General features: G+C 51.5%; 26 protein-coding genes. 2 read left to right on the top strand and 24 right to left on the bottom strand.

Translation table 11 applies throughout. The features are described 5' to 3' along the window. Positions 1–157 precede the first annotated feature (157 nt). From iscX to trmJ, 9 genes are all read right to left on the bottom strand, one after another. Positions 158–364, bottom strand: coding sequence for a Fe-S cluster assembly protein IscX (gene iscX, locus ACTF5G_RS06350; RefSeq protein WP_438951985.1), 207 nt, complete (start codon positions 362–364; stop codon positions 158–160). Between the two features lie 9 nt (positions 365–373). Then, complete coding sequence (gene fdx / locus ACTF5G_RS06345; protein WP_438951984.1) at positions 374–712, bottom strand: ISC system 2Fe-2S type ferredoxin; 339 nt, start codon at positions 710–712, stop codon at positions 374–376. 13 nt (positions 713–725) lie between these two features. Beyond that, positions 726–2,585 carry a Fe-S protein assembly chaperone HscA gene (gene hscA, locus ACTF5G_RS06340; protein ID WP_438951983.1) on the bottom strand — a complete coding sequence of 620 codons (1,860 nt, stop codon included), beginning with the start codon at positions 2,583–2,585 and terminating at the stop codon, positions 726–728. Between the two features lie 13 nt (positions 2,586–2,598). After that, positions 2,599–3,129: a Fe-S protein assembly co-chaperone HscB gene (hscB, locus tag ACTF5G_RS06335; RefSeq protein WP_438951982.1), complete on the bottom strand. Its 531-nt coding sequence runs from the start codon at positions 3,127–3,129 to the stop codon at positions 2,599–2,601. Positions 3,130–3,214: 85 nt separating this feature from the next. After that, positions 3,215–3,541: an iron-sulfur cluster assembly protein IscA gene (gene iscA, locus ACTF5G_RS06330; protein WP_438951981.1), complete on the bottom strand. Its 327-nt coding sequence runs from the start codon at positions 3,539–3,541 to the stop codon at positions 3,215–3,217. Next, positions 3,541–3,957 (bottom strand): Fe-S cluster assembly scaffold IscU, encoded by a 417-nt coding sequence (gene iscU / locus ACTF5G_RS06325; protein ID WP_438951980.1) that lies wholly within the window; start codon positions 3,955–3,957, stop codon positions 3,541–3,543. Before iscU ends, iscA begins: the two co-directional genes overlap by 1 nt. 17 nt (positions 3,958–3,974) lie before the next feature. Continuing rightward, positions 3,975–5,189: an IscS subfamily cysteine desulfurase gene (locus tag ACTF5G_RS06320; protein ID WP_438951979.1), complete on the bottom strand. Its 1,215-nt coding sequence runs from the start codon at positions 5,187–5,189 to the stop codon at positions 3,975–3,977. A gap of 10 nt (positions 5,190–5,199) precedes the next feature. Beyond that, entirely contained in the window at positions 5,200–5,667 is a 468-nt protein-coding gene (gene iscR, locus ACTF5G_RS06315; RefSeq protein ID WP_438951978.1) for a Fe-S cluster assembly transcriptional regulator IscR, read from the bottom strand. Positions 5,668–5,787: 120 nt separating this feature from the next. Further along, positions 5,788–6,558 (bottom strand): tRNA (cytosine(32)/uridine(32)-2'-O)-methyltransferase TrmJ, encoded by a 771-nt coding sequence (trmJ, locus tag ACTF5G_RS06310; RefSeq protein WP_438951977.1) that lies wholly within the window; start codon positions 6,556–6,558, stop codon positions 5,788–5,790. 190 nt (positions 6,559–6,748) lie between these two features. Between trmJ and ACTF5G_RS06305 the strand changes: the two genes are divergently transcribed. After that, positions 6,749–7,567: an inositol monophosphatase family protein gene (locus ACTF5G_RS06305; RefSeq protein WP_438951976.1), complete on the top strand. Its 819-nt coding sequence runs from the start codon at positions 6,749–6,751 to the stop codon at positions 7,565–7,567. A gap of 59 nt (positions 7,568–7,626) precedes the next feature. Here the strand turns inward: ACTF5G_RS06305 and rpoS are convergent, their stop codons facing one another. The 13 genes from rpoS to tilS all read right to left on the bottom strand — a co-directional run bounded on the left by rpoS (position 7,627) and on the right by tilS (position 20,094). Then, positions 7,627–8,559 (bottom strand): RNA polymerase sigma factor RpoS, encoded by a 933-nt coding sequence (gene rpoS / locus ACTF5G_RS06300; RefSeq protein WP_438951975.1) that lies wholly within the window; start codon positions 8,557–8,559, stop codon positions 7,627–7,629. Positions 8,560–8,738: 179 nt separating this feature from the next. Further along, positions 8,739–9,533: a peptidoglycan DD-metalloendopeptidase family protein gene (locus ACTF5G_RS06295; protein ID WP_438951974.1), complete on the bottom strand. Its 795-nt coding sequence runs from the start codon at positions 9,531–9,533 to the stop codon at positions 8,739–8,741. Between the two features lie 33 nt (positions 9,534–9,566). Next, positions 9,567–10,505: a DUF368 domain-containing protein gene (locus tag ACTF5G_RS06290; RefSeq protein ID WP_438951973.1), complete on the bottom strand. Its 939-nt coding sequence runs from the start codon at positions 10,503–10,505 to the stop codon at positions 9,567–9,569. Between the two features lie 17 nt (positions 10,506–10,522). Beyond that, entirely contained in the window at positions 10,523–11,164 is a 642-nt protein-coding gene (locus ACTF5G_RS06285) for a protein-L-isoaspartate(D-aspartate) O-methyltransferase (RefSeq protein WP_438951972.1), read from the bottom strand. A 75-nt stretch (positions 11,165–11,239) separates the two neighbouring features. Further along, entirely contained in the window at positions 11,240–12,259 is a 1,020-nt protein-coding gene (truD, locus tag ACTF5G_RS06280) for a tRNA pseudouridine(13) synthase TruD (protein ID WP_438951971.1), read from the bottom strand. Positions 12,260–12,363: 104 nt separating this feature from the next. Then, positions 12,364–12,858, bottom strand: a complete 495-nt coding sequence (gene ispF / locus ACTF5G_RS06275; RefSeq protein ID WP_438951970.1) for a 2-C-methyl-D-erythritol 2,4-cyclodiphosphate synthase — start codon at positions 12,856–12,858, stop codon at positions 12,364–12,366. 1 nt (position 12,859) lies between these two features. After that, positions 12,860–13,588 (bottom strand): 2-C-methyl-D-erythritol 4-phosphate cytidylyltransferase, encoded by a 729-nt coding sequence (gene ispD / locus ACTF5G_RS06270; protein WP_438951969.1) that lies wholly within the window; start codon positions 13,586–13,588, stop codon positions 12,860–12,862. 66 nt (positions 13,589–13,654) lie between these two features. After that, positions 13,655–13,936 (bottom strand): cell division protein FtsB, encoded by a 282-nt coding sequence (gene ftsB, locus ACTF5G_RS06265; protein WP_438951968.1) that lies wholly within the window; start codon positions 13,934–13,936, stop codon positions 13,655–13,657. 170 nt (positions 13,937–14,106) lie between these two features. Then, positions 14,107–14,481 (bottom strand): hypothetical protein, encoded by a 375-nt coding sequence (locus ACTF5G_RS06260; protein WP_438951967.1) that lies wholly within the window; start codon positions 14,479–14,481, stop codon positions 14,107–14,109. Between the two features lie 259 nt (positions 14,482–14,740). Continuing rightward, the gene (gene eno / locus ACTF5G_RS06255; protein WP_438951966.1) at positions 14,741–16,030 is read right to left on the bottom strand and encodes a phosphopyruvate hydratase; all 1,290 of its coding nucleotides are present in this window, start codon (positions 16,028–16,030) and stop codon (positions 14,741–14,743) included. 69 nt (positions 16,031–16,099) lie between these two features. Further along, positions 16,100–16,957 carry a 3-deoxy-8-phosphooctulonate synthase gene (gene kdsA / locus ACTF5G_RS06250; RefSeq protein WP_438951965.1) on the bottom strand — a complete coding sequence of 286 codons (858 nt, stop codon included), beginning with the start codon at positions 16,955–16,957 and terminating at the stop codon, positions 16,100–16,102. Positions 16,958–16,960: 3 nt separating this feature from the next. Further along, positions 16,961–18,586, bottom strand: coding sequence for a CTP synthase (locus ACTF5G_RS06245; protein WP_438951964.1), 1,626 nt, complete (start codon positions 18,584–18,586; stop codon positions 16,961–16,963). Between the two features lie 179 nt (positions 18,587–18,765). Next, complete coding sequence (tilS, locus tag ACTF5G_RS06240; protein ID WP_438951963.1) at positions 18,766–20,094, bottom strand: tRNA lysidine(34) synthetase TilS; 1,329 nt, start codon at positions 20,092–20,094, stop codon at positions 18,766–18,768. A gap of 207 nt (positions 20,095–20,301) precedes the next feature. Between tilS and ACTF5G_RS06235 the strand changes: the two genes are divergently transcribed. Further along, on the top strand, positions 20,302–21,642 hold the full coding sequence (locus ACTF5G_RS06235) for a sigma-54-dependent Fis family transcriptional regulator (protein ID WP_438951962.1): 1,341 nt from the start codon (positions 20,302–20,304) through the stop codon (positions 21,640–21,642). A 65-nt stretch (positions 21,643–21,707) separates the two neighbouring features. Here ACTF5G_RS06235 and ACTF5G_RS06230 read toward each other — a convergent pair whose 3' ends face one another. Both ACTF5G_RS06230 and dnaE read right to left on the bottom strand, forming a co-directional pair. Beyond that, positions 21,708–22,658, bottom strand: coding sequence for an acetyl-CoA carboxylase carboxyltransferase subunit alpha (locus ACTF5G_RS06230; protein WP_438951961.1), 951 nt, complete (start codon positions 22,656–22,658; stop codon positions 21,708–21,710). A gap of 87 nt (positions 22,659–22,745) precedes the next feature. Then, positions 22,746–26,240, bottom strand: coding sequence for a DNA polymerase III subunit alpha (gene dnaE / locus ACTF5G_RS06225; RefSeq protein WP_438951960.1), 3,495 nt, complete (start codon positions 26,238–26,240; stop codon positions 22,746–22,748). Positions 26,241–26,266: the final 26 nt, after the last annotated feature.

Below are 26,266 nucleotides of genomic sequence, written 5' to 3'. Positions count from 1 at the left end.
CTGCAGCCAAGCAGGTCCAGTGCGTGTTTGTTCTCATCGATACAGACGCCATAAGCAAAGAAAAGGGTGCCGTAGGGAGCTGATTCAACCAGTACTTTATAAAGCTCTTCTTTTGAGCTCATTAACACCCCTTGGTAGCATGGAGCAGTGATTCATTCTAATCGAGTTCTTCAATCCACGCCATCTGGATAGCTTCTAGGATTTTTTCACCGCAATGTGCCGGATCGTCATCGAAATCATCGAGCGCCAACACCCAATTTCGCAGATCGACAAAATTCACAGACTGAGGATCCACATCAGGCCGGGCTTCTGATAATTCAATCGCAAGATCGATTACATCTGTCCACTTTAACGACACCGTCATTCTCCAATGCTAATGTTGCTCTGACACCATATTTATCGTATATCGGGGGATTTCCACAACTAAATCCTGGTCAGCCACAAGTGCCTGACAACTGAGGCGCGAATCAGGATCTACACCCCAGGCTTTGTCCAGATAATCTTCTTCCAGCTCATCGGCTTCTTCAAGCGTATCGAATCCTTCCCGGATATAGACATGACAGGTCGTACATGCACAGGACATTTCGCAGGCATGTTCAATCTCCAGACCACTACGAAGTGCCGCCTCGCAAATACTTTCTCCCGGATTCGCCTCAACAACGGCGCCTTCGGGGCAAATCGTCTGATGGGGAAGGAAAACCAGTCTGGTCATATATTAGTCATCCTTAATCGATTTCATCGATACTGTGCCCAGCCAGAGCCTTTTTGATGCTGGCATTCATCCGTCTGGCGGCAAATTCCTCACTGGTTTTCGAAACGATTTCAATATGCCGGGCTATCTCCCGGTGTCGGTCACTGTTGCGGACTCGACCCAGGTCCTCCAACGCCACCTCAAGGCAATGGGACTCCTTATCATCCAGTAGGGCTTTGCCATCCTGTGCCAAAGCAGCGCTGATATCCTCAAATAGACGATCCGCCTCAACCTGCTGCTCACGCAGCGCACGCAACTGCATGTCGTCCCGGGCATGAGTAAATGACTCACGCAACATCCGTGTCACCTCATCATCATTTAGTCCATAGGAGGGTTTCACTTCCACATGAGACTCGACGCCACTAACCTGCTCCCTGGCTGAAACACTGAGCAAGCCATCAGCATCCACCTGAAACTTGACACGGATTTTTGCCGCACCTGCCACCATTGGCGGAATATCGCGAAGCTCAAAACGCGCTAGAGAGCGACAGTCAGATACCAGCTCCCTCTCTCCCTGTAACACATGAATTGCCATAGCCGTTTGCCCGTCCTTGAACGTAGTAAAATCCTGAGCTTTTGCAACCGGAATTGTGGTATTGCGATAGATCATTTTCTCCATCAGCCCGCCCATGGTCTCAATACCCAATGACAGCGGTATCACATCAAGCAACAGGGTTTCATCACCGGGCTTGTTGCCAACCAATATGTCCGCCTGGAGGGCAGCGCCAATGGCAACCACCTGATCGGGATCGACATTTAGTAAAGGCTCTCGCCCAAATATTTCGCATACCTTTTCCCTGACCCGAAGGGTCCTGGTCGAACCACCCACCATGACCACATTGTCAATGTCCGTTGTTTGAACGCCGGCATCACGCAGTGCTCGCTTACAGGATTGGAGCGTTTTAGCGATCAGGGGATCAATCAGTTCATTCAATAATGCGCGACTCACAGCACCCTGCCAACCTGCCACATTGACAGTTGTATGTTCACAGGCTGACAGTTCTTCCTTGGCCTTGCGAGCCGCCATTAATAACTGGCGCTGCTGAAAGGGATCAAGATTATCACCGAGGCCCATCTGCTTGCCTATCCAGCTGGCCAGCACGCGATCAAAATCATCACCGCCAAGGGCGGAATCACCGCCAGTGGATAAGACCTCGAATACACCGCGGGATAATCTCAGGACAGAGATATCAAATGTCCCACCACCCAGATCATAGACGGCAATCAACCCTTCTCCCTGCTGATCAAGACCATAGGCAACCGCCGCCGCCGTAGGCTCATTGAGCAAGCGCAATACCTTCAATCCGGCCAGGGTGGCAGCATCCTTGGTGGCATGCCGTTGCGCCTCATCGAAATAGGCAGGGACTGTTATCACGGCACCGTCCAAAGGGCCATCAAGGGCTGACTCAGAACGCTCGACCAGGACCTTGAGGATTTCTGCCGACGCCGAGACAGGACTGATATCACCGGCACAGGTTCTAAAATTTGGCATCCCGGCACTGCCAGAAACCAGCTGATAAGGCAATTGGGTACCCAAGCGCTTAATATCCTCAGCACCGCGACCTATAAATCGTTTCACGGAAACCAGTGTATTAAGTGGGTCTTCAACTAGCGCGTCGTAAGCCCCGAAACCGACTGTGACAACAGCATTTTCCTGATACCGCACCACGGAGGGTAAGAGTTGGTTGCCCGCACTATCCGTCAGTATCTCGGGAGTACCACTTCGCACGGTAGCTACCAGAGAGTTGGTGGTACCAAGATCAATGCCAACTGCACGCCTTCGCTGATGGGGCTCTGGTGACTGACCAGGTTCAGAAATCTGTAACAGGACCACAATGATTTACCACTCAATAATCGTCTAGTTCTTGTTCAAGCTGCTCGACTTCCTTCAAGAGCTTATAGAAAAATTGCATCTTGGCCACTGTATCAGTGGCGTTGTGCACATCGGCATGTCTGAACTGCTCGCTGAATTGACGCTGTAATGATGCACAGTGCCCGGTCACTTGATCTGACACTTCCTGCAGGCTGGCTGCCGGGTCTTCTGCGTCACGCACTTCGGCAAGGGTCTCCCTGAGGGACATCTGCTCCATCAGAAAATCGGGTTCCAGCACCCTGAGGACCTCATCATCCTGTTCAACCCCCATAATTCCCAATAAATACTGGGCTCTCAGCAAGGGTGATTTCAATGCAACGTAAGCCTGGTTAATGAACGTGGTGTATTGTTCTGAAAGTCGTCTTTCACGAGCGGTTTTGGCCACGTGTCGGTCTGGGTGGAATTGTCGCTGCAAATCACGATATCGCTCACTCAATTGTTCGAGATCAATGTCGTATTCAACAGGCAGCCCAAAAACCTTAAAATAATTGCTGGTGATATCCACGAAAAATCCGGTTTATAACATCAGTGAACTGATGGAGTGAACAGACGCAGCGCGGCAACCAACCCATCGTCCTGAATGAAGCGACTCAGATATGGAAGCTTTCGCCGCAACCACACTCTTCCTTGACATTGGGATTCCTGAACTGGAAGCCTTCGTTTAGTCCCTCTTTAACAAAATCCAGCTCGGTACCGTCCAGGTAGGCGAGGCTTTTCGGATCGATAAACAGTTTCGCCTCGCCGCAACCAAACACTTGATCGTCTTCACCCTGCGCATCCACAAACTCCAGAACATAAGAAAGTCCCGAACACCCTGTGGTTTTGACGCCCAGCCGAATACCCATACCGTGCCCGCGATGAGACAGATGCCGGAGTATGTGCTGTTCTGCGGCGGGGGTCATAGTAATTGCCATCATTATTCTCCAGAACTATTTTCTGCTTGCCCGGCACCCTCGCCGCGTTTGCGGCGCACATCAGTGACAGCGGCCTTGATCGCATCTTCGGCCAGTACGGAGCAGTGAATTTTTACCGGAGGTAACGCCAACTCCTCAGCAATCTGGGTGTTCTTGATTTCAGCAGCCTGCTCAAGAGTCTTGCCCTTTACCCACTCGGTCAGCAGCGAGCTGGAAGCGATTGCCGAACCACAGCCATAGGTCTTGAATTTGGCATCTTCGATGATACCGAGATCATTCACCTGGATTTGCAAACGCATGACATCGCCGCAGGCAGGTGCGCCAACCATGCCGGTTCCCACATTGGTTGACTTATCGTCCAGCTTGCCAACGTTGCGGGGATTTTCGTAATGATCCAGAACTTTTTCACTGTATGCCATGATTCAACTCCTCAACGTTAATGTGCGGCCCATTCAACCTGACTGAGGTCGACACCATCTTTAAACATATCCCAGAGTGGGGATAACTCACGCAATTTGGTAACTGCCTCACGAACTTTGACAATGGCATAGTCAATTTCTTCGACCGTCGTGAATCGACCAATGGAAAAACGAATGGAACTGTGAGCCAATTCATCATCAAGCCCCAGTGCCCGTAACACATATGACGGCTCAAGACTTGCTGAAGTGCAGGCAGACCCGGAAGAAACAGCCAGATCCTTCAGCGCCATAATCAACGACTCGCCTTCCACAAAAGCAAAGCTGACATTCAGATTGCCAGCGATACGCTGCTGCATGGAACCATTCAGATGCACTTCATCCAAATCACAAATCCCATCCCAAAGACGGTTGCGCAGCGACAACACCCGTTTGTTTTCCTCGGCCATTTCTTCCGCGGCTATTCGGAAAGCCTCGCCCATACCGACAATCTGGTGAGTGGGCAATGTACCGGAGCGCATACCCCGCTCATGACCACCGCCATGGGTTTGGGCCTCAATACGCACCCGCGGTTTGCGCCGGACATACAGGGCACCTATCCCTTTTGGACCGTAGGTCTTATGGGCGGAAAGCGCCATCAGATCCACCTTCATTGCCTGCAGGTCAATTGCCAGCTTGCCAGTACTCTGGGCGGCATCCACATGAAAAAACACTTTCCGGTCGCGGCAAATTTCACCGATAGCAGCAATATCGTTAATTGTGCCAATCTCATTGTTGACATGCATCAGGGAGACCAGCGTTGTGTCTTCACGAATTGCATCGGCAACGACCTGTGGCTGAATAATACCGTCAGTATCGGGATCCAGGTATGTCACCTCGAACCCCTCACGCTCGAGCTCTCGGCAGGTATCCAGTACAGCCTTGTGCTCAATTTTTGACGTAATAATGTGTTTGCCCTTCTTCTGATTGAAGTGGGCACAACCTTTGATTGCCAGGTTATCGGCCTCAGTGGCACCGGATGTCCAGATGATCTCGCGCGGATCAGCATTAATGAGCCCGGCCACTTGACTCCTGGCCTCTTCAACCGCTGCCTCCGCCTGCCAACCAAAGGAGTGTGAGCGAGACGCAGGGTTGCCAAAGACACCGTCATTGGTCAGGCACTCTGACATCTTCAGTGCCACCCGCGGATCAACCGGCGTGGTGGCAGAATAATCGAGATAGATAGGCAGTTTCATGCAAATACTCCTAGGCTTTTGCGCAGCCTGAATTGGCATCGACCTGATCGCTCTGACGCAACATGACGATTTGTACGTCCTGTTGATGCACCAGACTATCCAGAGAAATGCCGCTGAGAAAACGATGAATTTGACGGCTCAAATCGTCCCAGAGATGGTGAGTCAAGCAGATATCGCCATTGTGGCAGTTACCCTTGCCACTACAACTGGTCGCATCAATCGACTCATTCACGGCATCAATAATTTCAGCGACACTGATATCATCACTGGGTCGGGCCAGACAATAGCCACCACCCGGGCCGCGAACACTGTTCACCAGATTTTTTTGGCGTAATTTGGCAAACAATTGTTCCAGGTAAGAAAGCGAAATCTCCTGTCTCTGGGAGATATCTGCGAGACTGATCGGCCCGTTTTCATTGTTCAACGCCAAGTCCAGCATGGCTGTGACCGCGTATCGACCACGAGTTGTCAATCGCATAATGCTTTTCCCACAATGACGCATTAAAAATCCAACTGGGCTTATTATGTAAAAACCGAGTATTTTAGTCAACTAAATAACATACCTTTTTAGTAGGTTATTTAATCTTAGATCAAAACATTATGAATCGCTCTTTCCCTGAATGGCTTTTTTCATTCTATGTACCGCATTCTGAATGGATGTCAGCACCCCACGCAGAATCGATAATTCCATTTCATCCAGCCGAATTCGGCCATACAGGCGACGCAGTCGGGTCATGGTTTGCCGGGGGTTTTCGCGATCATGGAAGCCAAGGTCGACCAGTGCCTGCTCCAGATGCTGAAAGTACAACTCGAGATCTTCTGCCCTGGCAGGAGGCATATCCCAGTCGGGCGATGAGGGCAATTCAGTCTGCGCTGGCGCCAGTGAAGCCATGCGCACCTCATAGCACAACACCTGAACGGCAGCGGCCAAATTCAACGAACTGTACTCAGGATTGGAGGGGATGTGTACATGATAGTTACACTTCTGTAGCTCATCATTGGTGAGTCCACGGTCCTCTCTGCCAAAGACAATTGCCACGTCATGATGTCCCGCCTCCAGCCAGACACGTTCGCCGCACTCACGGGGATTCAATAACGGCCATGGAATACGACGATCACGGGCACTGGTACCTACCACCAGACCACAACCGACAAGCGCATCATCAAGATTGTCGACTACAACTGCGTTATCCAGCACATCGACGGCATTGGCCGCCCGCCATACAGCCCGGTCAGCAGGGAATTCCTTGGGCGCGACAAGATACAGCCTAGACAATCCCATATTTTTAATAGCGCGGGCAGCGCCGCCGATATTTCCGGGATGAGTGCTATTAACCAGCACAATACGCACGCTATCAAAAAAACTCATAGGGGGGATTCCGGCAGGCAACGTCGTAACAATTGATGTCTGATCTGTTCTGTAATGCATTACCCGACAGCTGTTTGCCGGAACCTTGGAATTCTAGCAGTATGGAGAAATGAATTCACCGCTTTTGCCCTCCCCGCCCCTATCCCTCTCTGGTACAATGCCGCGCTTCAACCAGACTGGAATTTTTACGATGGAACCCATGGTCAATATCGCCCTCCGCGCTGCACGAAAAGCCGGTGAAATGATCGCTCGTGCCACGGAGCGAGTCGATCTGATCAGAATCGACGAGAAGGGCCGCAACGATTTTGTGACCGAAATTGACCACGCCGCAGAAAAGGAAATCATCTATCACCTCCGCAAGGCATTCCCTGATCACACCATTATTGGAGAAGAGTCAGGACTGCTTGAAGGCGATAACAACGACTACCAGTGGATTATCGATCCGCTGGACGGCACGACCAATTTTATCCATGGCATCCCGCATTTTGCAGTCTCTATCGGCTGTCGACACAAAGGTCGCCTCGAACATGGTGTAATTTTGGATCCGATGCGCCTTGAGGAATTTACCGCCAGCCGTGGGCACGGCGCATTCCTCAACGGCAAGCGCCTGCGAGTGTCGGGCCGGGTTGGGCTTGCTGGCGCACTGGTCGCGACAGGCATACCCTTTAATCAGCCGTCAATCGCCTTTATGGAGCCCTATCTAGCCTGCCTGTCCGATCTGGCCAAGGAGTCTTCAGGTATCCGGCGCATCGGTGTAGCCTCCCTTGATCTGGCCTATCTAGCTGCAGGGCGTTTCGATGCCTTCTGGGAAATGAACCTCAAGCCCTGGGATATTGCTGCCGGCGTGCTACTGGTGAAAGAAGCTGGCGGGCTGGTCAGCGACTTCAGAGGCGGTGATGGATTTATGGAGAGCGGAAATATTGTCTGCGCATCGCCCAAACTGTTTAAACCAACGCTGCAACTGGTTCAAAAACATCTTGGCTTTCTGGAAAAAACAACCACAGCCTGATCACAGGAAAAAGACCTGACTCACAAGCCTGAAACCCCTGAAATGAGCACGACAGGCAATCACTTTTCTTCGAACAACATAGCGCTGTCGATACCTTGCTTTTTGAGAATTTCCCGCAACCTGCGCAAAGCTTCGACCTGGATTTGGCGAACCCTTTCGCGGGTTAACCCCACCTCGATACCCACTGCCTCGAGTGTTGCAGAATCATAACCGTAAAGCCCGAAGCGGCGGGCAATCACTTCCTGCTGCTTGTCTGTAAGCTGAGATAGCCACAGCGCCAGCGCATGATGGATATCATCATCTTCAACCAGCTCCTCAGGATCATTGGGATGCTCATCTGTCAATGTATCAATCAGCATCCTGCTGCTATCGTCACCGCCCATCGGCAAATCGGCAGAGGTGATCTTTTCATTGAGCCGAAGTATGCGTGAAACCACATCAACACTTTTATCCAACGAGCGGGCGATTTCCTCAGCAGTGGGGTCATGATCAAGATCCTGCGCAAGTTTGCGCGAGGCCTTCAGATAAACATTGAGTTCCTTGACCACATGAATAGGCAAACGAATGGTACGGCTCTGATTCATCAATCCGCGTTCTATGGCCTGGCGAATCCACCATGTGGCATAGGTTGAAAAACGGAATCCCAGTTCCGGATCAAACTTTTCAACAGCTCGCATTAATCCGAGATTGCCCTCTTCGATAAGGTCCAGCAACGACAGACCCCGATTGATGTAACGACGAGCAATTTTCACCACCAAACGCAGGTTACTTTCAATCATTTTCTTACGGGCAGCAGCATCACCTTTCTTAAGTTCTCGGGAATAAAAAACCTCCTCGTCCGCAGAGAGAAGAGGCGCATAGCCAATCTCTTTCAGATAAAGGCTTGCCGCATCCAACACTTCCTTATTCTGACTGAGAGCTGGAATTGCCTCAGCCTCAATCGCGTCTTGATCGACATCTTCAGGATCGAGAAAATCATCATCGTCTGACACTATCTGGTGTCCTCATACAGCAAAAAATTATTCATGTTCAATAATTACGGCAATCCGGGTTTACCGTTTGAAACATTTCGCAGGGAATGTGTTTCCGAGCCTAGATTAACCCGTTATATCTCATTAGGCTATTTTCCTGTTGCACCGAAACAGTAAGCACATCTGTTATTGTCGATAAGTCACTTGCCGGGAAGAAATTTCAGCGGGTTTACCGGTTTACCTTTTTGACGTATTTCAAAATAAAGCCGTTTATTATTCGCGGGATCCCCACCCACTTCGGCAATTTTCTCGCCCCCTTTCACCATCTGCCCCTCCTTGACAAAAATTCGTCGGGAGTGGGCATAAGCACTTAAAAACTCCTCGCTATGCTTGACGATAATAAGCTCACCATAACCACGCAGACCACTGCCCGAGTAAACGACCATGCCAGGCGCGGCGGCCACTACCGGCTGGCCGGAGTAACCCTCTATATCAACCCCCTTGAAGAGATCCGTACTATTAAAATATCGGATAACACGTCCCTCTGCAGGCCATTGCCAGCGCCATACTGAAGGCAATGCCTCTGGCAGTCTTGGCGCTGGCTTGGTCACTTTGATCGGAGAAGAAGAACTTTTTTCCACCACTGGCGGGGTAGTGGTAATCGCAACGTCTGATTGTTTCTTTGCAGGGGCAGCGCTGACAACCGGCGGAAGGCGATTGGTATCCAGTGTGAGCCTCTGTCCTCGATGAATGGTATAGGGTGGCGACAGACGATTGGCGCGGGCAAGTTTTTCAAGGTCCTTTTCATAGCGCCAGGCTATGGCAAAAAGCGTTTCGTCCTGTGATACAACATGAAAATTGATTTTCTGGCTGGGCGGCGGCGGCCGCTGGTCCACCGGAGCCGGCGGCGGCGCCTGACAAGCCGAAATTAATGAGAATCCGGCACAGAAAAGAAAGAAACGCAGTTTGTTGCTTTTGCAAGACGAATAAGTCAAACAGCACTCCCCCCTCTATGACACCTCTTTGATTCAGAGTTTCTTACGTTGCTGGCCACCAAAATATTCCAGCGCCAGGACCAGAAACAACCCTGAGAACATACAGAGAGTTGCCATCAGTGTTTTTGGATCCAAACCTGTTACACGAGCAAATTCTGCAGGCAGCAGCAGCCGGGAAGACAGAATTGTTTCACGCCCACGGCTGTCAATAATTACTTCGAGTGTCTCACGCCAGGGCCAGACAACGAACAAGGAGCCGAGAAGAAAACCGGTCAACAGGGCCATGGTGCCGGAATGGTAATGACGCAAAAGCCAGGATAGCAATCGCGAAAAAGCCATCAGACCCGCGACACACCCCAACATGAAAATTGATAAAATCTGCCATTGAAAATCGCTGATCGCGTCAATCATGATGGGATACATGCCCAGCAACAGCAGAATGAAGCTACCGGAGACACCCGGCAAAATCATCGCGCAGATGGCAATCGTTCCCGCCAGAAATACCACCAGCCAACCTGTGGACCCCTGAACCGGTGAAGCCACTGAGATACCAAGGGCGACCAGGGTTCCCACCCAAAAAAATGTCCATTCCTGCCACCTCAGATGGGGCAACTGACGGAATATATAAACAATGGAAGCAACGATCAAACCAAAGAAAAAAGACCAAACCAGTATAGGTTGGCTCTCGAGAAGATGGCTCACCAAAGAAGCAAAGGAAGCAATACTGAGTAAAATACCACTGAACAGTACCAACAGAAAATTACCGTTAATGGCCCGCCAAAAAGCGGCCGGGCCATCATTTTTCAGTAATATCAATGCATGAATATTGATCGAGCGGATTGCATCCAGCAGATCCTCATAAATACCGCTGATGAAAGCAATCGTTCCGCCGGAGACCCCGGGTACAACATCTGCAGCGCCCATCGCCATACCTTTAAAGAAGAGCAGCAGCCAGCGTTTAAATAAAACCATCAAAATGCCCGGAAAGATTAACGGCTAATACCACTTAGCAGGGGGACAAACCGCACCTGCTCGACTACCCGCTCTTCAAAATTTGCGCTATCCCCCTCCCGGGTAATAACTCTTAACTCCTGAACTTCTCCGGAACCAACGGGAATCACAAGAATACCGTCAGGGGCTAATTGATGTAGCAGTTCCTCGGGGACCTGATTCGGGGCTGCCGCACTGAGAATACCATCGTAAGGTGCATTTTCCGCCCAGCCGAAGCCACCGTCACTGTGAGACAAACGTACATTTCTTAGCCCAAGCAGGCGCAGTCGTTCTCGAGCCTTGTCAATCAGCGGCTTGATGCGCTCCACACCGTAAACCTGATCAACCAACTGTGCAAGAATCGCTGTCTGGTAGCCGGAACCGGTACCAATTTCAAGCACCTTGCGTCGCGGTCCAAGAGATAAAAGCAATTCTGTCATCAACGCAACGATGTAGGGCTGGGAAAGGGTTTGCCCGTAACCTATCGGCAATGCTGTGTCCTCATAGGCTCTATGCGACAGGGCTTCGTCAAGAAACAGATGACGGGGTGTCACACGCATCACATCCAGTACTCTCTGATTGGAGATGCCTTGTTCCTTGAGTCGTTGTATAAGGCGTTCACGGGTACGCTGAGAGGTCATTCCAATGCCACCTAACTCAATCGAATTCACCCTATCACCCCTGGATAAAAATAAAATTGAACTATACCACAGCGCTTAAACAGCGCCATCGCCGCAATTTGGTCTAAGCAATACCAGCTCTCGCAATACCGAGGTGGCAAAACAACCGGAAGACAAATCAAATGACAGCTCCAGGTCAATATAATCAGTGTGATTTGACCACTGGTATTGCAGGCTCCCGGGGGTCAACAGCAAGGGTCTTCTCTCCTGCTGAAAACCGCTGTACTCCAGTGAATTGGTCCAGTCACGCCAGGGGAGAAGAACCTGATCTTCAATCAATTGAACTGCTGGCGGAGCGGTACTCCTCCCCCGTCCCCAAAGTGGTCCTTCAGGGAAAATCTCTCCCGGCAATGACGACTGCCAGCACTCCAATCTCACTCTTTCAGCCAGCACCAGGTTAAACAGGTAGGCACGTGCCGCTGACAGATAGATCCCGTCGATGGGAGACCGCTGCCGACTGCGCCCACCCCGCTGCCCTCCATTTACAGGGGTATCACCCCACATCGACAACAATCGACTGGCTTCGACAAGATTACCCCCGGCCCGGCCAAAACGCTGCTCTCCAAAGTAATTCGGCACACCAGATGCAATCTGCTGCAAACGATATTCCAGCGCGGAAATGTCCCCTTCGATCCGTCGCAACCGGATAACAAACTGATTGCCTGTATGCTGCCCCCGCCGCAACTTCTTATGGTGACGCTGCTGTGCAAGCACCTGACACCCCTCCAGCGGCTGAGACTGCTCAAACCGTTCCTGCAACCTGCCCGGCAGATGCACACTGAACCACTGCCGGGTCACTGCATGCCGGTCTTTCATGCCACAGTAGCCGACAGCCATGCCATCAACACCAAAGTGCTTCGCCAGCAGCGCTGCAACCCAGTGCGTGTTCTGGCCCCGCTTTTCCACATAAAGACAAAGATGCTCACCTTCTCCCGATAACTCAAAACCCAGTTGCTCAGTCACCTGGAAATCTTCGGGCACGCTCCGAAACAATGCGCTGGCAGAAGGTGAGGCAACAGCATAGGGGAAGTCGAGGGAAAAATTACGGTTGTTCATATTGTCTCAGTGCAGAGATTGGGTGGCGGCAAGTTTACAGCCCACCCCCGGCAACTGAAAGACAAGTATAACAACCGTGAAACGTGCCTGCTTCTGTGACTCCGTCAATTCTGGCCGGTGGTCGTAGCGAGGGTGCCAAGCAAGACCACCGCCTGGCAGCCAATCCCTTCGCCACGCCCCTCGAAACCGAGTTTTTCAGTGGTGGTAGCCTTGATATTCAACCGGTCACGATCACACTCAAGATCCTGAGCAAGATTGACAAGCATCGCATCAAGGTGCAGGGACATTTTCGGGGCCTGTGCAATAAGGGTGATATCTGCATTGATCATGCGGTAGCCTTTTGCTGCCACCAGTGATACGACCTGCCGCAGCAACCCTCGACTGTCAGCATTGCGATAACGGGGATCCGAATCGGGGAAGTGACGCCCGATATCTCCAAGAGATGAAGCGCCCAGCAAAGCATCACACAGCGCATGAATCAGCACATCGCCATCTGAATGCGCGATCAATCCGCGGTCAAAGGGAATTCTCACACCGCCTACAACGATATGATCACCAGTACCAAACGCGTGAACATCGTAGCCCTGACCTATTCTCATATCACGGCCACTCCATACCGCCAGATTGCTGTCTCAAGAACTCGTTCTGAAATCTTATAATCGCCTCGGCGATCGCCAGATCTTCACGTCGGGTAATCTTGATGTTATCAGCGCTACCCTCAACGACGAGAGGGCAATGGCCAAGCTTTTCAACTGCAGCCGCCTCATCAGTCGGCTGCCACTGCTGACGAAGTGCCGAGTTTAGACTCCAGCTGAGTAAACCATAACGAAAAATTTGAGGCGTCTGAGCCAACCGCAAATTAGCACGACTGATGGTTGCGGTTATGCCCGCCCGATCATTTACCTGTTTTACTGTGTCACTGACTGGTACCGCCAGGATTCCACCAACCTTGTGCGATTTTACCGCGCAGATTAGCTTGTTGATATCCGGGACGCGGACACAGGGCCTTGCCACATCGTGCACCAGCACCCAGTCATCCACATGCGCCTCCCGCTGGAGGCACTCCAATGCCAGCCTTACGGAATCCGAGCGCTCTTTTCCACCATGTACGGTACGGATTCGCGGATGCGAAAAGACGGGCAATCGTGACCACTGACTATCGGCTGGATGGATCGCCACGACGACAACCGATTGATCAATCTGCAGCAGGCGTTCCAGGGTATGTTCGATCACCGTTCTACCCGCCATCACCTGATACTGTTTTGGCAGTATCTCGCCAAATCGTCTACCCTGCCCGGCCGCTGGCACCACAATCCAGCTAACGGGCATTTGGGTACTCCAGCAGAGGTCGCAGAAACTCGCAACAAAACCGTAGGCAAGAAAAAAGGAGGTCGCTCATTGATCATCCTTTTCAACGACCATGTAAAATGTCTCACCTTCCTTAATCATGCCGAGATCTTTTCTGGCCCGCTCTTCAATACTGTCAAAACCATCCTTCAGATTGCCGACCTCATTTTCCAGAATACTGTTTCTCAGCTGCAGGCTCTGATTCTCCTGTCGCTGTTGTTCTACCCCACGTTGCAGCATCAGTTTTTTGGAGAACCCACCCTCACCCAGCCACAATTGATATTGGAGAATGGCGAGAAGACCGGTAAGAACTATCAGGAGCCAGCGCATGACGGGATTCTACAGAACAAAATAAACGGCGTCAGCGGAAAGCTCGCGCCTTTCCAGTGGTGGCCGGTCAAGCAGAGGTGCTGCGGGGTATCGCCGACAAACAGATTTCAGCAAAAATCATGTGATACGTCATTGCACATGAACCCGCCGGGTAGAAGTACGGAGCAAAATCAGGAATCCAGACTCTCTTTTGAAACCATCACAGGACTCGGCATCTCACTGTCATTTACAGGCGACTGATCCCGGTTGTGAGAATAGAGTACTGCCCGGTCACGGCCCCCGGCTTTTGCCAGATACATCGCATGATCGGCACACTTCACCAAAGGGACATCCATCAAAGCATCGGCATCCAGATACTGGCCGGTAGCGATGGCACTCTGCTGATAGAGAGAGAGAACCGATTCTGTAGCGAGATGTCGACTGAACACGAATTGCAGACCAATCGCCACAACAGCCGTCAGCAATGTGGCAATAAAAAACATGCCGACCACCGTAAACCGTATTGAAAACATTCTGCGGCTGGCATTTTTCATGAAACCCTGCATCCAGTCACCTCCTTGCTGCTTGAATCCATTTTAAAGTCGCTACAGATATTTGACGTCCCGGTTCAATAGAGGAATTATCCGAGCGGTGATCTCTATCAATAAGAAAACAGCGTTGATTAGGTTACTCTTTTTACGACATCAGTTTTACATTGACAACAAAAAGCATCCGTATTTGATAAAAAATTCCAAATAAATACGAATTAACTATCAATAAAAAAGGGTAGCTGTCGCTACCCTTTTTTATTGATACTTGACTGATTCAAACCTTGAATTCTGCGCGTCCGTTATAAGTCACCCGGCTGCCCAATTCAGCCTCAATACGCAACAAACGATTATATTTGGCCACCCGATCGGAGCGGCACAGGGAACCGGTTTTGATCTGACCCGCTGCGGTAGCCACGGCCAGATCGGCGATGGTCGTATCCTCCGTTTCACCCGACCGATGAGAAATCACGGCGGAATACCCGGCATTTTTAGCCATTTTTATGGCATCCAGTGTTTCAGTGAGAGAGCCGATTTGATTGAATTTAATCAAAATGGAATTTGCCACGCCCAGATCAATACCCCTCTTCAGAATTTTGGTATTGGTGACGAACAAATCGTCCCCGACCAGCTGTACACGATCGCCCAGCTTTTCAGTCTGATATTTCCAGCCATCCCAGTCAGATTCATCCTGGCCGTCCTCAATGGATATAATCGGATACTGGTCACAGAGTTCCGCCAGGAAATCACTGAACCCCTCGGAACTATAAACCTTTCCCTCACCGGACAGGTTGTACTGGCCATCCCGATAGAATTCCGACGCAGCACAATCCAGTGCCAGTGTCACATCGACACCCAGTTTGTAGCCTGCTGCCTGCACTGCCTCCTTGATAACGGCCAACGCTTCCGCGTTCGAGGACAGATTCGGAGCAAAACCACCCTCATCGCCAACCGCTGTGCTCAACCCTTTGTTACCGAGAACTTTTTTCAGTGCGTGGAAGATCTCAGCGCCAACACGCAACGCTTCGGCGAACGTTTTTGCCGACACAGGCTGTATCATAAACTCCTGAATATCGACATTGTTGTCGGCATGCTCTCCACCATTGAGGATGTTCATCATCGGCACCGGCATACTGTAGCGGCCGGCCGAACCGTTCAGCTCAGCAATATGCGCGTAGAGCGGCATGCCACGCGAGACTGCAGCTGCTTTTGCGGCGGCAAGTGATACGGCCAGAATGGCATTTGCACCAAATATTGACTTGTTTTCAGTGCCGTCTGCATCAATCATCAATTGATCCAGCTCTCGTTGCTGACAGGCGTCTCTGCCCAGCAACAAAGTACGAATCGGCCCATTAACATTCTCTACCGCTTTGAGCACGCCTTTGCCAAGGTAGCGTGACTTGTCACCATCGCGAAGCTCTAACGCCTCCCTCGAACCGGTAGAGGCACCGGATGGCGCACAAGCACTACCAACACTGCCGTCTTCCAGGATGACATCTGCCTGCACAGTCGGGTTGCCCCTTGAATCCAGCACTTCATAGGCACGAACATCGGTAATTTTAGTCATGTCTGTTTCCTCAAAATTTGACGACGCCATCAACACGTTCGACCTTGGGGCTGAACACACAGGTCTGTGCTAGACGATAGTCAGTTCGGGTTGTGATTTGATCAGATCATCAAGGGCTTTTATTTGATGCAAAAAGGGTTCGAGCGCATCCAGCGGCAATGCACTGGGGCCATCGCAACGGGCGCGATCCGGATCGGGATGTGCTTCGAGAAATAAGCCAGCCAGCCCAACGGCAATACCCGCCCTGGCCAACTCGACAACCTGATGGCGGCGGCCACCGGACGCAAGACCCATGGGGTCGCGACACTGCAAGGCATGCGTGACATCAAAAATCACTGGCAGACCATTGCCCACTTCTTTCATGGTACGAAAACCCAACATATCCACCACCAGGTTATCGTAGCCAAAAGCAGAGCCCCGCTCACACAACATGAGCTTCTGATTACCGCACTCCTTGAATTTCTCGACGATATTACCCATTTGTCCGGGGCTGAGAAATTGGGGTTTCTTGATATTGATCACGGCGTGTGTTGCTGCCATGGCTTTTACCAAATCCGTCTGGCGCGCCAGAAAAGCGGGCAACTGAAGAATCTCACAAACCTCCGCCACAGGAGCCGCCTGAGAAATCTCGTGAACATCGGTGATCAGGGGCACACCAAAAGTTTCTTTAATTTCCTGAAATATCTTTAACCCCTCATCGAGGCCTGGACCACGATAGGAATGGATGGACGACCGGTTCGCCTTGTCAAATGAGGCCTTGAAAACATAGGGAATAGCCAGTTTCCGGGTAACAGTTACATAGGCCTCTGCAACACGCATGGCGAGGTCGCGGGATTCCAGTACATTCATCCCCCCAAACAGAACAAAGGGCCGGTTGTTGGCAACCGGGATTCCCGCCACATCAAGGGAAACGCTGGGTACACTCACAGGTCAGTTTTCTCCGGCATGGGTCAGTGCCGCTTTCACAAAACTACTGAACAGTGGATGACCATTGCGAGGTGTGGAAGTAAATTCCGGATGGAACTGGCAGGCAAAAAACCATGGATGTCCCGGAATTTCTATTGTTTCCACCAGAGTTCTGTTTTCAGACCAGCCGCCCACCTGCATGCCGGCATTCTGAAGTGTCGAAACATATTTGTTGTTCACCTCATAGCGATGTCGGTGACGCTCAAATATCACATCTGCTCCATAGATTTCCTGCGCCATGCTACCTGGCACGAGATAACTGTTCTGGGCACCGAGCCGCATGGTGCCACCGAGATCTGAATCCTCATTGCGCACTTCCACGTTGCCGTCAATATCGACCCACTCGGTAATCAAACCAATAACCGGGTAGGGTGTATCGCGATCAAATTCCGTACTGTTTGATCTGACCAGCCCACAGACATTGCGGGCAAACTCGATCATGGCCACCTGCATACCCAGGCAGATACCGAGGTACGGGATTTTCTGCTCTCTGGCATATTTGACGGCCTTGATCTTGCCCTCCACACCGCGGACACCAAACCCCCCCGGCACCAGTATGCCGTTGACACCGGTCAGCAGTTCAAGGTCATTATCGAGATCCTCGGAATCGATATAGCGAACATTGACCTTGGTCTGGTTGCGGATACCCGCATGAATCAGCGCTTCGTTCAGGGACTTATAGGCATCCAGAAGCTCCATATATTTGCCGACCATGGCAATGGTCACCTGATGTTTTGGGTTGAGCTGATTGTCAACCACCCAATCCCAGGCACTAATGTCGGCCTCACTGTATTGCAGATGGAGCTTTTCCATGACGATCTGGTCGAGGCCACGGCGCTGCAGATCTCTGGGAATGGCATAAATTGTCCGCGCATCCAGCAACGGCACCACAGCTCTTTCTTCCACGTTGGTGAACAGAGAGATTTTCTTGCGTTGCCCTTCATCGAGCTCGACTTCACATCGACACAGCAGGATATCTGGCGACAAACCTATAGAGCGCAACTCTTTGACGGAATGTTGGGTGGGTTTGGTTTTTGTTTCCCCCGCCGTTGCAATATAGGGTACCAATGTCAAATGAATAAGAATGGACCGGGTGGAGCCCAACTCGAGCTTCAATTGACGAACAGCCTCAAGAAAAGGCTGCGACTCAATATCACCGACTGTACCGCCAATTTCGACGATGGCAACATCGACACCCTCGCCACCGGCCAGCACCCGGCGTTTGATTTCATCTGTCACATGAGGGATAACCTGAACAGTACCGCCCAGATAGTCCCCACGGCGTTCACGACGCAGAATTGTTTCGTAGACCTTACCGCTGGTGAAGTTGTTACGCTTGCTCATTTTGGAGGAGAGAAAGCGTTCGTAGTGGCCGAGGTCAAGATCTGTCTCAGCACCATCTTCAGTGACAAACACCTCACCGTGCTGAAACGGACTCATGGTGCCGGGATCGACATTGAGGTAGGGGTCAAGCTTCAGAATGGTGACACTGAGGCCATGGGCCTCCAGAATCGAGCCCAGTGATGCCGAAGCGATACCCTTCCCCAAGGAGGATACAACGCCGCCGGTAACAAAAATATAACGTGTCATTTAGACCCTTCCGAACATTTTGGATACTGCATCAAGAATGCCGAACTCATACCGAATAGAGCAGGTATGTTTTAAAAAAGGCGATTTTTTATTCTAGCGGGAGATGAATCAGAGCGATGCCCACCGGTGTCGAGATGGGAAATCAGACTATCAGAAACCCTTGTGTTGCTCAATGAATATTACGACCCGAAATCCCACTGCACCGTGTAACCCTGTTCATCGGGTTGCACCTGAAACACATCACAAATCCACAAATCCCCAACCGCCAATAAAATACCATCCCGGTAGATCAAGGGTACCCGACTGCGCAGCCATGGCTCCAGGCCATATTCCTGAAACAGTTTCTTCAAGGTATTTGATGCACTGCGCCCGACCGGTTTGCAACGCTCACCGCCATTGCGAAAACGCACTTCAAATGCATCAACACCAGTCAGCTTGATGCCACGTCCCTGTTCGACACGAAAACTCAGTGTACTTTTATCGGGCAAGTCCAACGCCCCTCTGCCATCCCAATGAAGCGAGACGGGAACATGATCAGGCGTGTCAGGGTCGGCGGGCAACAAATAAAGCCGACGTTGGTACCTGCGCAACTGAATGCCCGCCCAGCTTACCAGTGGCTCCGCATCCACTCTGGCGGGCAGCAGCTCGTACAACACAGCATCGATAACTTTATGTCCCGGTTGTGCAAGATGATGCCGGCCGGCCCAGTGCCGCAACAGGTTTGCTTGACGCAGCTCGTCAAACGATAACAATGCTTCGAGACTGATACTCCAACCCAGCCGCTCCCTGTGCTCATAGGCGGCTATCAAATCCTGAGCTGCCAACAGATCGGACAGCAGATCACTGTCACGACACAACCGGGCACTATGGGCGATCCTCACTGCATAATCCGGCCAGTGTGCGGCCAGGATGGGAATCACTTTATGGCGGAGAAAATTGCGGTCAAAGGACACGTCTTCATTGCTCTCATCCTCAATCCAGAGCAATTCTTCAGCCATGGCATACTTTTCCAGATCCGACCGGGTAAAGGATAGCAGTGGTCTCAACAACTCCGCCCCACCCAGGTAACGCGAGACTGGCATTCCGGCCAAGCCTCTGGGACCACTGCCACGCAGCAGTCGGTAGAGCACTGTTTCAACCTGGTCATCGGCATGGTGGCCCAGCAGCAACAGGCCGTCCGCTGGGAGAAGTTTTTCAAACGCCTGGTAGCGGGCTGTTCTGGCTGCATCTTCGACACCCTGACCGTTGACGATGACAATAGCCTGTTCAGTATTCAAGGTGACACCGAGTGCATCACAAACCTGCTGACAGTGCGCTTGCCAGCTTCCCGCATTCGGCGATAGTTGGTGATTTACATGGATGGCGCTGACGGCATCTGCCCCCAACAGCTTGACCAGCGAAACGAGCAAGACATGAGAATCGAGGCCACCGCTGTAACCCACATAACAATGACTGGCCTCGCGCAATCTGGGCAAATACGGTGCAAGGAGGTCGGGCGTATAGGTCATGAGGCTGATCTGCGTATATCAGCACCCTACGTTAATGGCTGCGGCCCGACAAGGCAAGGCAACACTACCGACAATCAGACAAATGCTCGAATCCGATACATTTGGGTTTCTCTGGGCCCATCGGCAATGACATGCAAATGTCCTGGGCTATACTTTTATAAAAACACAGGTTTTTTGTGCTTCAAATGCGGCTAGAGGTATTCATTAATGTCTGCCAATGATTCACTCAAAAAAGAGAGTAAGCCCCAAAAAAAAGGGCGAAAACTCTACAAAGGTGAGCTTACCGTCGATGCACTGCGGGATGAAAATGATGCGTTCCGCGGCACGGGGGGCATCAGTGAAGAAAATCGGACAATGGGTTTCAAACCTGCTTTTTACGATATGGAAACCGCCACGATTCACGCCTCCAAGTTCACTAACGGCGGTGAGGCACCCATGCATGTTCTGGATGGCTTGCCTGCCGATCTGATTGTTTCGCGACAGCAAAATGGCAAGGTTAACTCGGTGAAGCCGGGCGTTATAGCCGGTTTCGTCCAGCGTGACCGTTTTTATACACGGGAGCAGGCCGCCCTGACTACCGCACAAATGCGGGATCGCACACAGATGCTGAGCGATCCGGAGCAGCACAACCAACTGTTGTCTGTCTGGGAAAAATTTGTCGTCGACCAGTCTTATCCCAGTGATTTTATCAGGCCGGTCGTGGAAGACTCCTGGCGCCGCTGCCAACAATCACATATTGATCCAGAATTACAGCATGCACCGCTGATTGCCGATGACAGCCTGCTTGAATATCGTCGCTTCCTGCAAACAGATCTTATGCGTGCGGCTCAACCCATCATGAAACGTGCTTCGGAGGTCCTGTTTCGCTCGGACAGCCTCATCCTTCTGGCTGACTCAGAAGGCTTGATTCTCGATATTCATGCCGATGACAACGTGTTGAGTCATGCAACCCATATCAACTTGATTCAGGGCGGTGTCTGGGATGAGAAAACAGCTGGCACCAATGCAATAGGTACTGCACTGGCCACAGCTGAGCCTGTCCAGCTTTATGGTGCAGAACATTTCTGCTCCGGCATCAAACACTGGACCTGCTCCGCAGATGTCATCAGGGATCCGCACGATGGTCGTGTGTTGGGGGCTGTAGATTTATCGGGCCTTACTGACAGCTATCAGCGCAATGCCCTGGATTTTGCCATTATGGCTGCGCGTCTCATCGAGTCCAATCTGGCCAAGGAATACTTAAAATCCCGCAACAATGTCGTGGAGGCAACAAAGACCATGTTCCTGGGCTGGAAAACCGAGGGATTACTGGCGTTTGACCGCAGGGGCCGGCTGGTAAAGGCCAACCAACAGGCACATAACACACTAAAAATACTCGGAGCGGATCTAGTCCTCACGCCCCAGTGCAGACTACCTGGACTGGACCTGGAAATGCCGGGCGCCCCCGCCAACGCACCATCCTGGCTTCTCGACCAACTGCGCCTTCCCATTGAACTGAAAGGACAAACGGTTGGCACGCTGATTGTTCTTTCCGCACAACACAAATGACAGATGAATCACACCAGACCCACCAGGAAAAATTTTCCGCTTATCAAGCAATTTTTAAAAGCGGGTCAGGCGTTCCCGTAACCCATCAGTCTCTCGTAGCGCTTATCCAGAAGGGTATCAATGGGTATTTCGAGGAGCTGATCAACTTGCTGTGACAACCGTTCCCTGAGAGTATTTGCCATGGCATCAATATCCCGATGCGCGCCACCCATTGGCTCCGGAATGGTCTCATCAACGATACCCAGCTTCTGTAAAACGGAGGATGTCACTCCCATCGCCTCAGCAGCGTCCGGCGCTTTGGCAGACGTCTTCCAGATAATATTGGCGCATCCCTCCGGAGAGATAACAAAGTAGGTGGCATACTGCAACATGTTCAAATAGTCTCCGACACCAATCGCCAATGCCCCACCGGAGCTGCCTTCACCAATAACCGTGCAGATAATCGGTGTCCTGAGGCGTGACATCACGGCAAGATTTTGAGCGATCGCTTCGCTGATACCGCGTTCTTCAGAGTCTATGCCGGGGTAAGCCCCAGGCGTATCAATCAATGTCAGCACAGGCATCTTGAAACGCGCGGCCATTTCCATAAGCCGCATCGCCTTGCGATAACCTTCCGGTTTTGGCATACCGAAATTGCGATAGACCTTTTCTGTTACCCCGCGGCCCTTTTCTTCGCCAATCACCATCACCGGCTTGCCATCGAGGCGGGCAACCCCGCCAACAATGGCTCTGTCATCGCCAAAATGTCGATCGCCATGCAGCTCTTCAAACTCCGTAAAAATCCGACTGATGTAGTCCATGGTATAAGGGCGCTGAGGATGGCGGGCCACCTGAACAATCTGCCATGCTGTAAGATCAGAATAGATTTTTTCCGTCAGCCGCCGACTCTTGTCACGAAGTTTGGCCACCTCATCAGTAATATTCAGCTCGTTGTCATTGCCAACCAACTGCAATTCTTCAATTTTTGCTTCAAGTTCTGCTATTGGTTGCTCAAAATCGAGATAATTGAGATTCATAGGGTATTTTGTCCGTGGAATTGTATGACGGCCATTTTAGGGCAGATAGATGAATTGTAATGGCAGTGTGAGCTAATGCCTACCTGGCTAGAACCGCAGATGAATGCGATCATTACCCAGCAGTTCTCTTAATTGATGCAACAGATCATCTTCGGGCGAAACAGCCCAGCGCTCCCCTAACATAATCTCACCCGAGGCAACGCTTGACTGATAGTTGATTTTCACCGGGCAGGCTCCATCAGCATACGGCGACATGATATCGACCAGTTGATCCAAGGAGGTATCGCTAAGCTTATCCCTGTTGAGGTCAAGCGTAATCGCCTTGAGGTAATTGACACGTGCCTCAAAAAGATTCTTGACATGATCGGCCCGCATTTTCAGTCCGCCGGTATAATCATCCTCAGCAACCTGACCTTCGACCACCAATAGAGCATCCTTGTCAATTTTATCGCGATGCGCCCTGTAGGCATCAGCGAAGACAGCCACTTCTATACGCCCACTGCGGTCGTCCAGTGTAATCACAGCCATATTGTCCCCCCGCCGGGTTTTAATGACCCGCATACCCACCACCAGACCAGCCACCAGCTGGCTTTTCTTGTCCGGTTTGAGATCGGCTATACGGCTGGGGACAAAGTGCTTCAACTCCTCCAGATATTCATCCACCGGATGCCCGGTAAGATAGAGACCCAACGTTTCTTTCTCACCCCGCAGGCGCTCTTTTGCACTGAGCCCCCGTTGTTGCCTGAAACTCTGGTAACTGATTTCCGGGGCACTTTCTCGAGGTGTAGCACCGAATAGATCCGTCATACCTGAATCTGTGTTGCGTGAGTTTTGCTCAGCCATCTTGACAGCTTCCTCACTGGCCGCCAGCATCACTGCGCGACGATAGCCGACATCCCCCGCCGGCCCGACAGCATCCAATGCCCCGCATCTAACCAGCGCATCCAAGGCCCGTTTATTAAGTTTATGGCGGTCGACCCGGGCACAAAAATCAAACAGATCCCCGAATGGCCCGCCCTCCTGCCGCACAGCAATAATGCTGTTGACGGGCCCCTCCCCTAGACCCTTGATGGCGCCGAGCCCATAAATCACTTCGTTATCGTCCGAGACAGTAAAAGCGAACCGACCGCGATTGACATCCGGGGGTAACACGACGAGATTCATCGCCCGGCATTCATCAATTAACGTCACCACTTTGTCGGTATTTTGCATATCGGCTGACAAGACCGCAGCCATGAACTCTGCGGGATAATGGGCTTTCAACCATGCCGTCTGATAAGCCAACAGGGCATATGCTGCAGAATGGGATTTGTTAAAACCGTAGCCGGCAAATTTTTCAACCAGATCAAAAATTTTCACGGCAAGCTCGGGATCTATACCCTGTTGACGGGCGCCTGCTTCAAAAATACTGCGCTGCTTGGCCATTTCTTCAGGCTTTTTCTTGCCCATGGCACGGCGCAACATATCGGCACCGCCCAAGGTGTAGCCTGCCAGAACCTGAGCGATCTGCATGACCTGTTCCTGGTAGACAATCACACCATAGGTCGGACCGAGCACAGGTTTCAGCGACTCATGCTGAAATTTTGCATCTGGGTAGGCCACCTGCGCACGACCGTGCTTGCGATTGATGAAATCATCCACCATACCGGATTGCAGTGGCCCCGGCCTGAACAATGCCACCAACGCTACAATGTCTTCAAAACAGTTCGGCTCCACCCGTTTGATGAGATCTTTCATTCCCCGGGATTCAAGCTGAAATACCGCTGTCGTTTCCGCCCGCTGCATCAATCCGTAAGTTGCAGGATCATCCAGCGGAATCGCGTCAATAGCTACCGGGGGTTCACCCGCCTTGGCGAGACGCTGATTGACCATTTTGACGGCCCAGTCGATGATGGTCAGTGTTCGCAGCCCGAGAAAGTCAAATTTCACCAGACCCGCTTTCTCTACATCGTCTTTATCGAACTGTGTAACCAGTCCTTCGCCGTTTTCATCACAGTAAAGCGGTGCAAAATCTGTCAGGGTGGTTGGCGCAATCACAACACCACCCGCATGCTTGCCAACATTGCGAGTTACACCTTCCAGTTGTAACGCCATCTCCCAGATTTCCTGTGCCTCCTCATCGGCTTCAAGGAAATCTCGCAGGGCTTCCTCCTGGACAACCGCTTTTTCCAGCGTCATACCGATATCCGGCGGAATCATTTTCGATAATTTGTCTGCCAGACCGTAGGCTTTCCCTTGCACGCGTGCCACATCGCGAACAACCGCTTTTGCGGCCATCGTACCAAACGTGATGATCTGGGAAACCGCATCCCTACCATAGCGATCCGCCACATAGGCAATCACCCGATCGCGATTGTCCATGCAGAAATCAATATCAAAGTCAGGCATTGATACCCGTTCAGGATTGAGGAATCGCTCAAACAGAAGATCGTATTCGAGCGGATCGAGATCCGTGATGCCCAGTGCATAGGCAACCAGAGATCCGGCACCGGAACCACGGCCCGGTCCGACGGGTATATCGTTTTCTTTTGCCCAGCGGATAAAGTCCATGACAATGAGAAAATAGCCGGGAAAGCCCATCTGAATAATGATATCCAGCTCAAAGCGAAGTCGGTCAAGATAAACCTGCCGCTGTGCCTGATAATCCAGCGCAGATGGATCGAGCAGTCTTTTCAGGCGTTCATCCAGCCCATCAAAAGAAACCTTCTCAAAATAGCTGTCTTTCGTCATGCCCTCTGGAATCGGGTAATCCGGCAAAAAGTGCTCACCAAGCTTTAGGTCCAGCGAACAGCGTTTGGCAATCTCAATGCTGTTTTCCAGCGCCTCCGGCAAATCGGAGAACAACTCAGTCATCTCTTCCGGAGAACGCAGATATTGTTGATCGCTGTAACGCCGCTCCCGACGCGGGTCACCGAGCACTCGCCCTTCACCGATACATACCCGGGCCTCATGAGCCTCAAACTGGTCACTGGCAAGAAACCGAACGTCATTGGTTGCCACCACAGGGCAGTTATACATTGAGGCAACTGGCAGCAATTCATGGATAAAGTTCTCTTCATCCGGTCGACCGGTTCGAGTGAGCTCCAAATAAAACCGACCCGGAAAATCGGCTAACCAGCCCTGAAGCAGCTCTTTGGCATAATCCGATTTACCTGAGAGCATGGCCTGACCCACATCACCCAGACGGCCAGAAAGAACAATCAACCCTTCACTTGCCTCACTGATCCATTGGCGTTCGACACAAGGAACGCCTTGGTGCTGTCCCTCCTGAAAGGCTCGTGAAATAAGCTTTGTAAGATTCCGGTAACCCTGCTGATTCATCACCAATAAAGTGACACTGGTCGATACGCCATCAGGCACTGGATTGCTCACCTGCAAATCTGCACCACAAATCGGTTTGACCCCAGCCGCCTGTGCTGCCTGATAAAACTTCACCAATCCATAGAAATTGGTGATATCCGTCAATGCGATTGCAGGCATACCCAGTCGGGCCACCTGTTGTACCAATGGCTTGATCCTGACCATACCATCTACAAGCGAGTATTCACTGTGCAGGCGAAGGTGCACGAAGGATGTTTCCACAGCGACTGTTCTCTCCTCTGCGCTCA

It is taken from the genome of Porticoccus sp., assembly GCF_965660005.1.
Taxonomy (GTDB): domain Bacteria; phylum Pseudomonadota; class Gammaproteobacteria; order Pseudomonadales; family Porticoccaceae; genus Porticoccus.
This window is presented reverse-complemented; position numbering and strand designations above follow the sequence as displayed.